This is a genomic window from Vannielia litorea (assembly GCF_018424695.1).
GTDB classification, from domain to species: Bacteria; Pseudomonadota; Alphaproteobacteria; order Rhodobacterales; family Rhodobacteraceae; genus Vannielia; species Vannielia litorea_A.
On record NZ_QTNQ01000105.1, the window covers coordinates 1 to 11527 of the forward strand.

12 protein-coding genes are annotated in these 11527 nt (G+C 64.9%); 7 read left to right on the plus strand and 5 right to left on the minus strand.

The window, feature by feature from the left end; all coding sequences use genetic code 11:
* Positions 1–113: 113 nt before the first annotated feature.
* Both DYI42_RS21300 and DYI42_RS21305 read left to right on the plus strand, forming a co-directional pair.
* Positions 114–1301, plus strand: a complete 1188-nt coding sequence (locus DYI42_RS21300; RefSeq protein WP_213548790.1) for an acyl-CoA dehydrogenase — start codon at positions 114–116, stop codon at positions 1299–1301.
* Between the two features lie 98 nt (positions 1302–1399).
* On the plus strand, positions 1400–2356 hold the full coding sequence (locus DYI42_RS21305) for a phosphoadenosine phosphosulfate reductase (RefSeq protein WP_213548792.1): 957 nt from the start codon (positions 1400–1402) through the stop codon (positions 2354–2356).
* A 113-nt stretch (positions 2357–2469) separates the two neighbouring features.
* On the opposite strand, the gene DYI42_RS21310 is transcribed toward DYI42_RS21305, so the two are convergent.
* Entirely contained in the window at positions 2470–2697 is a 228-nt protein-coding gene (locus DYI42_RS21310) for a DUF1127 domain-containing protein (protein WP_213548794.1), read from the minus strand.
* Positions 2698–2856: 159 nt separating this feature from the next.
* Positions 2857–3393, minus strand: a complete 537-nt coding sequence (locus DYI42_RS21315; RefSeq protein ID WP_213548796.1) for a hypothetical protein — start codon at positions 3391–3393, stop codon at positions 2857–2859.
* Positions 3394–3486: 93 nt separating this feature from the next.
* Between DYI42_RS21315 and DYI42_RS21320 the strand changes: the two genes are divergently transcribed.
* The gene (locus DYI42_RS21320; protein ID WP_213548798.1) at positions 3487–3789 is read left to right on the plus strand and encodes a hypothetical protein; all 303 of its coding nucleotides are present in this window, start codon (positions 3487–3489) and stop codon (positions 3787–3789) included.
* A gap of 100 nt (positions 3790–3889) precedes the next feature.
* Here DYI42_RS21320 and DYI42_RS21325 read toward each other — a convergent pair whose 3' ends face one another.
* Both DYI42_RS21325 and DYI42_RS21330 read right to left on the minus strand, forming a co-directional pair.
* On the minus strand, positions 3890–4318 hold the full coding sequence (locus DYI42_RS21325) for a hypothetical protein (RefSeq protein WP_213548800.1): 429 nt from the start codon (positions 4316–4318) through the stop codon (positions 3890–3892).
* A gap of 104 nt (positions 4319–4422) precedes the next feature.
* The gene (locus DYI42_RS21330; RefSeq protein ID WP_213548803.1) at positions 4423–5457 is read right to left on the minus strand and encodes a hypothetical protein; all 1035 of its coding nucleotides are present in this window, start codon (positions 5455–5457) and stop codon (positions 4423–4425) included.
* A 378-nt stretch (positions 5458–5835) separates the two neighbouring features.
* Here DYI42_RS21330 and pyrC point away from each other — a divergent pair, with 378 nt between their 5' ends.
* From pyrC to DYI42_RS21345, 3 genes are all read left to right on the plus strand, one after another.
* Positions 5836–6882 (plus strand): dihydroorotase, encoded by a 1047-nt coding sequence (gene pyrC / locus DYI42_RS21335; protein ID WP_213548805.1) that lies wholly within the window; start codon positions 5836–5838, stop codon positions 6880–6882.
* Between the two features lie 86 nt (positions 6883–6968).
* On the plus strand, positions 6969–7646 hold the full coding sequence (locus DYI42_RS21340) for an orotate phosphoribosyltransferase (protein ID WP_213548807.1): 678 nt from the start codon (positions 6969–6971) through the stop codon (positions 7644–7646).
* A 232-nt stretch (positions 7647–7878) separates the two neighbouring features.
* The gene (locus DYI42_RS21345) at positions 7879–9366 is read left to right on the plus strand and encodes a replicative DNA helicase (RefSeq protein WP_213548808.1); all 1488 of its coding nucleotides are present in this window, start codon (positions 7879–7881) and stop codon (positions 9364–9366) included.
* 42 nt (positions 9367–9408) lie between these two features.
* Here the strand turns inward: DYI42_RS21345 and DYI42_RS21350 are convergent, their stop codons facing one another.
* Positions 9409–10608 (minus strand): leucine-rich repeat domain-containing protein, encoded by a 1200-nt coding sequence (locus DYI42_RS21350; RefSeq protein WP_213548809.1) that lies wholly within the window; start codon positions 10606–10608, stop codon positions 9409–9411.
* Between the two features lie 134 nt (positions 10609–10742).
* Here DYI42_RS21350 and DYI42_RS21355 point away from each other — a divergent pair, with 134 nt between their 5' ends.
* A complete protein-coding gene (locus DYI42_RS21355; protein ID WP_213548810.1) occupies positions 10743–11525 on the plus strand; it encodes a DUF1194 domain-containing protein in 783 nt (260 codons plus the stop codon).
* Positions 11526–11527 lie beyond the last annotated feature (2 nt).

Genomic DNA, 11527 nt, shown 5'->3' on the forward strand with positions numbered 1-11527 from the left:
GAGCTGTGCCATGCCCGGCCACACGTCCACACTGCGAAACTCCGTTCCGCACCCCCTTCCCCTCGCCGCCCAATCCGTTACCTTGCCCGCCGAACAACCGGGAGGGAGACCACATGTCCGACAAAGCCACCTTCACCTGGGAAGACCCCTTCCGCCTCGATGCCCAGCTTGGTGAGGACGAGCGGATGCTCTCCCGCGCGGCGGCAGAGTTCGCGCAGGCTGAGCTTGCGCCGCGCATCATCGAGGCCTACCGCGAGGCCACCGTCGCGCCAGAGCTGTTTCCGCTGATGGGCGAGGCGGGCCTGCTCGGCGTCACCATCCCCGAAGAATACGGCGGCCTCGGCGCCTCCTACACCTCCTACGGCCTCATTGCCCGCGAGGTGGAGCGCGTCGACTCGGGCTACCGCTCGATGATGTCGGTGCAATCCTCGCTGGTGATCCACCCGATCAACGCCTATGGCTCCGAGGAGCAGCGCAAGAAATACCTGCCCGGCCTCTGCGCCGGCGAGCTCATCGGCTGCTTCGGTCTCACCGAGCCCGATGCCGGCTCCGATCCCGGTGGCATGAAGACCCGCGCCACCAAGGTGCAGGGCGGCTATGTGCTGAACGGCTCCAAGATGTGGATCTCCAACGCGCCGATCGCAGATGTCTTCGTGGTCTGGGCCAAGTCCGAGGAGCATGGCGGCAAGATACGTGGCTTCGTGCTGGAAAAGGGCATGAAGGGCCTCTCCGCCCCCAAGATCGGCGGCAAGCTCAGCTTGCGTGCCTCCGTGACCGGCGAGATCGTCATGGACAATGTCGAAGTCGGCGATGACGCCCTGCTGCCCAACACCGAGGGCCTCTCCGGCCCCTTCGGCTGCCTCAACCGCGCTCGCTTCGGCATCGCCTGGGGCGCGATGGGTGCCGCCGAGTTCTGCTGGCACGCGGCCCGGCAATACGGGCTCGACCGCAAGCAGTTCGGCAAGCCGCTGGCGGGCACTCAGCTGTTCCAGCTCAAGCTCGCCAACATGCAGACCGAGATCGCCCTTGGCCTACAAGGCGCACTGCGCGCCGGCCAGCTCTTCGACGCCGGGGACTGCCCGCCAGAACTCATCAGCCTCATGAAACGCAACAACTGCGGCAAGGCGCTCGAAATCGCCCGCGTGGCGCGCGACATGCACGGCGGCAATGGCATCTCCGAAGAGTTCCAGGTGATGCGCCACGCCGCCAACCTCGAAACCGTGAACACCTACGAGGGCACCCACGACATCCACGCATTGATCCTCGGGCGTGCACAAACCGGCATACAGGCGTTCTTCTAACGCTCATTCGTCAACAACGCGCCGCGGCGATGGATTCCGCCTTGGGAAGGTTTTATGGTTAAGGCCGGAACGCGCACGTGGGGTGCGCCGGGGCTGCCATGACCCAGGATAACGAATCCACTCGCCGCGCTCGCTGGCGCGTGACGCTCGACGCACATGGTGCCGAGCACGGCGTCCACCTGCGGCTGGGCGACGATCACGGCGCGCTGTTCACCGAAGATGGCGAGACCCTTCTCGTGACCTTCGAGATGGCCGAGAAGATCCGCGACGAGGGCCAGGGCGGCCTGCCCTACGGCCTTGAGATTGCCGGACGCGAAGGCTGCTCCCATCTCTGCCTCTACTCCGAGACCGATGGCTTCTTCCGCGATCCGAAGGTCTATGACTATTTCGACGGGCTGATCGACGAGGGCTTCTTCGACGAGTTCGACCGGGTGGTGTTCTACGGCTGCGGCCCCTGCGGTTACGCGGCGGCGGCCTATTCCGTGGCAGCCCCCTTCTCGACCGCCGTGCTGCTGCGCCCCCTCGCCACGCTCGATCCGGCGCGCACCGCGTGGGATCGCCGCTATCCCCAGATGCGCCGCAGCGATTTCACGTCACGCTATGGCTACGCGCCGGACATGCTGGAAGCTGCGGAGACCGCCTTCCTCGTCTACAACCCCGACTTCATCCGGGATGCCATGCATGCGTCGCTGTTCGAGGCCCCAAACGTTCACCGCCTGCGCACCCGGTGGCTCAGCAACAAGCTCGATACCGAGCTGGACGACATGGACATCCTTCAACCCATGCTCCGGGCAGCCTTGCGCGGCAAGCTCAGCCGTGCGGGGTTTGCGCGGCTGTGGCGGGCGCGGCATCGGCATGGGCCCTGGCTGCGACGGCTTGTGGACGCGCTCGATGCTGCCGAACGGCCCTGGCTCACCGGCATCGCGGCCCGCGCCGCCCTGGCCCGGTTCGACTGGCCGCGCCTGAGTAGCGCCTACGAAGCGGCCCAGGCCGCTTTGGCTGAGGATGGTCGGCGCCTGCCCGACCCGCTGAAACGAAAAGAGGCCGCCGAATAAACGGCAGCCCCTTTGCATCCGTCCCTCCCGGAACCTGCGGCCCACCACAGAGCAGCCCGTATCTGACCGCGCGCCGGGCGGTTGCCCGGTGACTGCCGCGATCAGGCGTCCAGTCAGACGTAGTAGATGTCGCGGAACACGTGGCGCACGATGTCTTCGCGCTTCAGACCACGGGCGGCGAGTTCTTCGTCGCTCAGCTCACTCAGGCGGGTCACCGCCTTCATGCGTGGGTTCGCTTCCGCCATGCTCACCAGAACGTTGAGGGCACGGTCGAGACCGGCGCCAACACGTGCCAGGAGGCTGGGGCGTTCGAATTGAATGTCGGTTGCTTGCGTTGCCATCTGGAAACCTTTCCGGAACTACTTTGTCTCTTCGGTTTCCTCCCTTGCACTCAACATAGGCCGCCAAGTGCCTGATGCACCACAGACAATCCCGCATGCCCGGGTTGCGCTCGCTGCAATGCAGAAAACTCGCGCAGCCTTCGCCGCATCTGCGAAGGCTTATTCGGGCGGTGCCTTGAAGAGCTCCACGATGCGATAGATGTCAGGCGCCTGCCCCAGCTCACCGGTGCCCAGAAACAGGGCAATCCCGAACTCCGGCAGGTAATCCAGATACTCCACGCTCGCCCCGGCATCTGCGTCGTCGCCATAGGTGTAGATCAGGCGGACCGGCACCGCGCTCACCGCGCAGTCGCCGTAGAGCACGCGGCGCCGTATCCCGGCTTCGATGGTAACCGTCAGCGGCGTTTCCACACCATTTTCCGGCACTGTCTCGACGCCGGTCAGTTCTACGTGACCGCCCTCAGCGACGGGAAAGGCCCCGCCCACATCATCCAGTGAGGTCAGCGTGACCGTCTCCGCCACCTGCGCGCCATTCGCCAGATCATAGCTCTCCTTCACCAGCAGGCCCCCGGCGGACCGGAGAAAGAAACCCGAGTTGTCATCGAAGAGCGTGGTTTCGAGCACCTCGCCCGGTTCAGCACCCCGCCGGAAGGTGGTAACCCCACCGGAATCGTCGCGCGCGGCGATTCCCTCCACGATGTCACCCGGCACCGGACACTCTGCAAAAACCGGTGCGGCGAGGGATACCGCCGCAATGCAAAGGCTCAGGACGCGTTTGAAAGGCCCCATATGGCAAAACCTCCGGGCAAAACTGTTACCCAAACCCTACTCCGGCGCAGGCATGTGACCAAGCAGCAAGGCAATCCTCAGATTTCCGTGCTATGGTGCGGCATGTCTGATCAGGATGACCCGAAAGACCATCAAAAACGCACCGAAGCCGAGGGGCCGAGCGTGGTCTATCTGCGCTTTCCCCGGATGTCTCAGCTTCCGCCTGACGAATGGTTCGAGGACGCGGAAGGGGACGCGGCCGTGCTGCGGGCCGAAGAAGAGCGGCTCGCGCGCCTCAGTGCCCGCCGGATGGGCCGCCTCTGAGGTGCGAAGCCCTCGTTACTGAATCTCCGGTCTCCGACGGCTCGCCGAATCGGGCCTGCCATCAACACCGGTTTCCCGTGGCCATCAGATCAAGCGGCGCTCAGGCCGAGTCACGCCGCGTCATCCCGGCGGCCAGGCGTGCCCGCGCGGCGCGGCGCTGCCCTCCGTGCAGGTTTCGGATCCGCTCCAATCGCCGCAAGTTGCGCCCGGTCGTGTAGCGCAGCGGTTGCATCATCGCGCGCCAGACCTCATCGGGTCGCCGCCCGCTCAGAGCCAGCAGCGCCCCCGCAATCGCCGCTGCCGAGAAGGCGGTGCCTTTCTCGACGAACATCCGGCTGACCTCATCCTTCCCACGCGGCGCAAGGCCAGACAGCCCCATCACCCGGTGCGAAATGACAGAGTGGCTTTCGGCCACCAGCCACGCGGCCTGCAGCCCGGTGGCCCAGACCTCGAGCGCCAGGCGTTCAGGGCGAACCGTCGCGATATAGGGCCATTGCGAGCCCTTGTTCAGGGGTATTGCACGCGGCACTTCGGTTTTCTCCGGGGTAAGGAGAGCCCGTGGACCGGACCCTCAAGGCTTCAAAAGGCTTCAAAATGTCAGAGGTTGCCTCTGCTCCCCCCAGACCCAAAGTCTCAGCGCGGCTCAAAGTCCGGTGCGAGGGTGATCTTGGGCTTTCCGCCAGTGCGGCGCGCAGCCTTGTCATCCCCATCCGGAGTCTTCTGCTTCGCCGCTTCGGGCGACGCGGAGACTGCCTTTTCCGCTGTATCCGGTTTCGCGACCTCGGCCTTGTGCTCCGGTGCGGGGTTGGAGGGCTCTGCCTTGACCTCGGGAGCCGATGCCGCAACCTCGACCTTTGGCTCAGAGGCGGGCTTGGGTGCCTCCGCTTTCGGCGCGGGTGCAGGCGTCGGAGCCTCGGCCTTGACCTCCGGTGCGGGCTTCGCCGCCTCTGCCTTCGGCTCGGGTGCTTTCGTGGCGGTCGAGGGCTTGGGGGCCTCGGCCTTCACCTCGGGTTTCGCCGCCGCGGGATTCGCCCGGGTCTGCGTCTTTGCAAGGGCCTTGCGCGCAGCGGGCTTGCGCTTCGCTGCCGGTTTCGGGGCCGCCTTGGCTTCGGCCTTTTCCGGCGCGGCCTTGGGGGCCGCCGTCGTCGCTTTCGGAGCGCTCTTTGTCACCTCTGCCTTGGCCGGTGCCTTGGCGGCAGGCGCCTTCGCAGCGGGTTTCGCCGTGCGCGGCGCGGGCTTTGCAGCCGGGGCCTTTGCCGTCTTTTTCGCAGGGGCTGCCTTGGCCGCAGGTGCCTTCGTGGCCGCCTTCTTCGCAGCGGGCTTGCTGGGTGTCGCAGGCTTGGACGCGGGCGTCTTCGCCGTCGCTGCCTTGGCGGCAGGCTTCTTTGCGGCGGGCTTCCCGGCGCTTTCTTTTCCAAGCGGCACAATCTCGGCCTCGGCTTTGGCCGCCGGCTTGGCCTTCGCTGCCGGTTTGGCCTTCGGCGCGGCTTTCGACGTCCGCGAAGGCGCCAGGCCGAACGGGCCTGTCATGAACTCTGCCGGCGAGCCGGGCCAGAAATCCATCATGCCAAGACCAGCCCGGGCGATGTCCATCTGGGTCTCGACCATCGAACTCCAGAGCACCACGCTGTTGCGCCACATGTCGATTGCGGAGAGTGCATGCCTCATCGTTCAGTCCTCTATTACCTTTCACCGCGTGGCTGTCTGCCCACGGGTCTCTGCTGTGCCAATCCAGCCCCGCTCACGTCAGAACGCAGCCGGGCAAGCGCCTGCCATCGGGCAAGCTGAACTCGCACCCAACCTATGCGATTGCTGCACCCGCGAAAAGCCTCCATCTCGCCGCAGGGGCGTTTATTTGCTGATATTTCGCAGCAGCACAGCTTTCTGCACAAAGAGAAAGCACCTGGAATATGCCGCGCCGCAGCAGAGCCGATCGCCGGAGCTTGCGCCATCCCCCCGAAATTGCTTCCGAATTCGCGCCAGGCCGACATGACGCCCAAAACCGGCCCCTTCCCTCGGCCTCCCGCGCGCGCTATCCCTCGCCTCATGACCCAGCGCCTCACGATCCGCCGCCCCGACGATTGGCACCTGCACCTGCGCGATGGTGCGATGCTCAAAGCCGTCTTGCCCCAGACCGTCGCCCATTTCTCGCGGGCCATCATCATGCCCAACCTCGTGCCCCCCGTGGTGACGATGGCCGATGCGATGGCCTACCGCGAGCGCATCCTCGCCGCCGCGCCCGGCGTGGGCCTCTTCGAACCGCTGATGACGCTCTATCTCACCGAAGACACCGACCCCGAGGATGTTGCCGCCGCCCATGGCTCCGGCCTCGTGAAGGCCGTCAAGCTCTATCCGGCGGGGGCCACCACCAACTCCGCCTCCGGCGTGCGCGACTTCGACAAGGTGCGCCCGGTTCTGGAGAAAATGGCCGAAATCGGGATGCCGCTTTGCGTGCACGGCGAGGTGACAACCCCTGAGGTGGATATCTTCGACCGCGAGGCGGTGTTCATCGACACGGTGCTCGACCCGCTGCGCCGCGCGACGCCCGGCCTGCGCGTGGTCATGGAGCACATCACCACAGCAGATGCGGTCGCCTACCTGCAGGACGGAAACGACGACCTCGGCGCCACGATCACCACCCACCACCTGATGATCAACCGCAACCACATGCTGGTTGGCGGCATCCGTCCGCATTATTACTGCCTGCCCATCGTGAAGCGAGAGAAGCACCGGGAAGCGCTGGTTGATCTGGCCACCAGCGGCTTCTCCCGCTGCTTCCTTGGTACCGACAGCGCCCCGCACCTGGCGACTGACAAGCAAAGCCCCTGCGGCTGCGCCGGCGTATTTTCGGCCCCGGTGACCATGAGCTGCCTGGCCGAAGTGTTCGAGGAGGCAGGCGCGCTGGACAAGCTCGAAAGCTTCGCCTCGCTCAACGGGCCCGCCTTCTACCGGCTGCCCGCCAACGAAGCCACGATCACGCTCGCCAAGGGAGAGCCCGCCGGCGTCCCGCCCCAGATCGAAACCGAGAACGGGCCCGTGGTGGTCTTCGACCCGGGCCGTCCGCTGCACTGGCACGTCGAAGACGAGCTCTGAGCGGGAGGCGCTCCCAGTTCGGCCTTCAGCCTTGCGGGCCCCGGCGTTTGCGTATTTAGAACGGCCAAGCAAGAAGGAGCCGCGCCATGATCCCCACCTCGCACCCAGATGACGCCACCATCGCCCGCATCAGCGCAGGGATGCTCTTGGAGATCGAGGCCGTCCACTTCAACCAGCGCGAGCCCTTCACCTATTCCTCCGGCCTCAAGGGGCCGACCTATATCGACTGCCGCAAGCTCATCAGCTTTCCGCGAATCCGCTCCACCCTGATGGATTTTCTCGTGGTCAAGGTCATGCGCGACGCGGGCTTCGAGGCCTTCGACAATATCGCAGGCGGCGAAACGGCGGGCATCCCTTTCGCCGCTTTCGTGGCCGACCGTATGGCCCTGCCGATGACCTACGTGCGCAAGAAGCCCAAGGGCTACGGCCGCAACGCCCGGATCGAAGGCGCGATGAGCGAGGGCCAGCGTGTGCTGCTGGTGGAGGATCTGACCACCGACGGCGGCTCCAAGATTTCTTTCGTCGACGCGATCCGTGAAACCGGCGCCACCTGTGCGCACACCGCAGTGATTTTCTACTACGGGATCTTCCCTGAAACCGAGAAAACGCTGGGCGACCATGGCGTCACCCTGCACCACCTCTGCACCTGGTGGGACGTGCTGGCCGTCGCCCGCGAACGCGGCACGTTCGACGCCGAAACGCTGGACGGGGTCGAGGCCTTCCTGAACGACCCGGAGAAGTGGCGCGCAGAAAACGGGGGATAACTCTGGGGAGGAGTTGTGAAGACTCTGGAAGAACCGGCGCAAGGAATCGCGGCTTTCCCCGCTTTAGAGCTTGACGGAAACAGACGGCCAAGATGGCTCGATTGGAATCACAACATCTGGTAGGCACGTGTAACGTGCACGCAACCGAGACCGAAGTTATCCACCGAGTTATCAAGGTTCTCAAACCGCGCCAAACCTGAGAAGACCCCAGTCCACAGGGGGACCGAGCAGCATGAACGAGATCACCGCTTTCAGGCCGGAAGGGCCGGAGGCGCAGGACACCGCGCCACATAACATCGAGGCCGAGCAGCAACTGCTTGGCGCGATTCTGACCAACAACGACATCTTTGACCGCATCGCCATGGTGGTGAGTGCGGATCACTTCTACGACCCGCTTCACGCGCGGATCTATGAAGTGGCGGCTTCCCGGATCGCCAAGAACCTCGCCGCCACGCCGGTGTCGCTGAAGAGCTACCTCGAGGATGAGCCCGGGCTGAAGGATGTGGGCGGCCCCGCCTACCTTGCCAAGCTCGCCGGTGTGGCCGTGGCCAGCTTCGCCGCCCGCGATTATGCCCAGATCATCTATGATCTCGCCATCCGCCGCGAGCTGATGGGGCTGGGACGCGACATTGCCGCCAAGGCCTCCGACATCAACGTGGCCTCCGAGCCGAAAGACCAGATCGTCGAGGCCGAGCAGGCGCTCTACAAGCTGTCTGAGCAAGGACGCACCGAGAGTGGCTTCCAGAGCTTCCTGAAGGCCGTCACCGATGCGGTCAACGTCGCCAATGCCGCCTACCAACGTGAGGGCGGGCTCGCAGGCATCTCCACCGGCCTCAACGACATGGACCGCAAGCTGGGCGGCCTCCACCCGTCTGACCTGTTGATCCTCGCCGGGCGCCCGTCCATGGGCAAAACCTCGCTGGCCACCAACCTCGCCTTCAACATCGCCAAGGCCTACAAGCGCGGAATGCGCCCCGATGGCACCGAAGGCGCGGTGGATGGCGGCGTGGTCGGCTTCTTCTCGCTCGAGATGAGCGCCGAACAGCTTGCCTCGCGCATCCTCTCCGAGGCCGCCGAGATCAGCAGCCACAAGATCCGCCAGGGCGACATGGACGAGGCCGAGTTCCGACGCTTCGTCGAGGCCGCCAAGGCGCTGGAATCCTGCCCGCTCTTCATCGACGACACCGCCGCGCTGCCGATCTCCCAGGTCGCCGCCCGCGCCCGCCGGCTGAAGCGCACCCACGGGCTCGACCTGATTATCGTCGACTACCTCCAGCTCCTGCGCGGCACCGCCGATAACCGGGTACAGGAGATCGGTGAAATCTCCATGGGCCTGAAGGCGATTGCGAAAGAGCTGAACATCCCCGTCATCGCCCTCTCCCAGCTCTCCCGCCAGGTCGAGAGCCGGGACGACAAACGCCCGCAGCTCTCCGACCTGCGGGAATCGGGCTCAATCGAGCAAGACGCCGACGTGGTGATGTTCGTCTTCCGTGAGGAATATTACGTCGAGCGCGAAAAACCCTCCGACGACCAGCTCGACAAGATGGCCGAATGGCAGGAGCGCATGGCGCGGCTGCACGGCAAGGCCGAGGTCATCATCGGCAAGCAGCGCCACGGCCCCATCGGCACTGTTGAACTTAGCTTCGAGAGTCAGTTCACCCGCTTCGGCAACCTCGTGCAGCCCTGGCAGCAGGGCGGCGGACAGGTCGACCAGTTTTGAGCAGTCCCCACCTCGCGGGCAACGGGGTGGGGTAATTTCGGCTCAACGCACCTGCACGCCCTTTGCTTCCAGCGCCTCCACCGGGCCCATGTCGCCGGTGTACTTGTCTTTCCGGATCGACACAGACTTAAGCGTTTCGATGTCCAGCAGGGGTGAAAGATCGGCCACCTCTGTGTCATCCAGGCTCAGCCGCTCCAGCGCAGGCAGCTTTGCCAGCGCCGAAACATCGCTCACCCCGGTTTGCCGCACCGACAGATCCTTCAGCCCCTGCATCCCGGCCAGCGGCGACAGGTCCGTCACCGAGGACCCGTCGAGATTGAGCCGTTGCAGCGTATGCACCCCGGAAAGCGGCGAAAGGTCCGTCACCGGGGTCTTGGCCAGATCGAGGTTGTAGAGCAGCTTCAACTCCGCCAGCGGCGAGAGGTCCGCCACCTGCGTGCCCGAAAGCACCAGCGCATACATCCGCGGCATCCCTGCCACCGGGCCGAGATCACTCAGCGCAACGTCGCGCGCATCGAGGTAGCGCAGCCCCACCAGCCCGCTGATCGGCGTAAGATCGGTCACCTTGGTCTTGTTGATGTTGAGCTGTGCCAGCGCCGTCAGTCCGCCGAGCGGGGTCAGGTCTTCGATCCCGGTGCTGTCGAGGTTGATGGACCACGTGCCCTTCAGCTCGCCCAACGGTGAAAAATCGGTAATCGCCGTGCGCGCCAATTGCAGCCGCTCGATATGCTGGATACCCGCCAGCGGTGAAATATCGGCAATCGGCGAGCTCTGAAGGTCCACGTTTTCCAACGCCTTCATCTCCGCCATCGCGCTGATGTCTGTCACCTTCGAGTTCTGCATCACGAAGCTGCGCAGGCCCACCAGCCCGGCGATGGGCGCAAGGTCGGTCACCTCGGTGCGCGACATGGTCAGCTTTTCCAGCTGGGTCAGCCCGGAGAGCGGGGACAGATCGGCCATCTTGGTGCCGGAAATGTCGAGCTCTTCGATCCAGTTCATCTCGGCCAGCGGGCTGAAATCGGTGATGTCGGTATTGCTCAACCGCAGCCCGTAGACGCCCTCCATCGTGAAGGCCTCCTCCGGAATAGCCGTCAGCCCCTTGATGCCGAAATCGGGCACCTTGCAGTTGGACTGCGCACAGCGCTCGAGGTTTTCCTTCAGCTTGTCGCTGACCTCATCGGCTGTTGCGGGGGTGGACAGGAAAGGGGCGCCCATGGCAAGGGCGAGCAGTGCATATCGCATGAAATCTCCAGTTCGCAAAAGGGTGCATCAAAATATCGTGCAGTTTGATGTTTGCAGAGCGCCGGGCCTCTGCCAAGCCCCCGATCCCGCGTTTTTGACTGGACAGAACGCAATGGTGCTGCACGATTGAAGGCATGCGCCGCGCCCTTGCCATGCTGTGTCTCGCAGCCCTGCCCGCCCATGCCCAGCCCATCGAGGTCGATGTCGAGCTCGCGCTCATGGTCGATGTCTCCCGCTCGATGACGCCCAACGAAGTCGAAATCCAGCGACGCGGCTATGCCGAGGCGATCCTTTCGAACGAGGTGATGACCGCCGTGCAATCGGGCCTTCTGGGCTCCATTGCCGTGACCTACGTGGAATGGGCCGGCAGCTACACCCAGCGCGAGATCGTGCCATGGACGATCATCCAGACGCCAGATGACGCGCGCGCCTTCGCCGAGGCCCTCAGCCAGACCTTCGCAGGCGGGATGCGCCGCACCTCCATTTCGGGGGCCATCGAATATGCCGCCGATTCGATGTCGAGAAACGCCTTCACCGGCCTGCGCCAGGTGATCGACGTGTCGGGCGATGGGCCGAACAATCAGGGCAGCCATATCGCCCCCGCACGGGATGCGGTTTTGGCCAAGGGGATCACCATTAACGGGCTGCCGCTGATGACGAACGAGGGCCTCGGCGGCCACTGGGACATCGGCGGGCTGGATCTCTACTACCGCGACTGTGTGATCGGCGGCGCCGGAGCCTTCGTAATCCCGGTGCTGGAGTGGAGCGAGTTCGCCTCCGCCGTGCGGCGCAAGCTGGTGCTCGAAATTGCCGGCCTCGCCCCGCCCGCCCAGATCATCCGTGCGCAGGGCACCTATGATTGCCTGATCGGCGAGAAGATGTGGGAAGAGCGTCGGCGCTACTGGAACGAGCCCTAGGC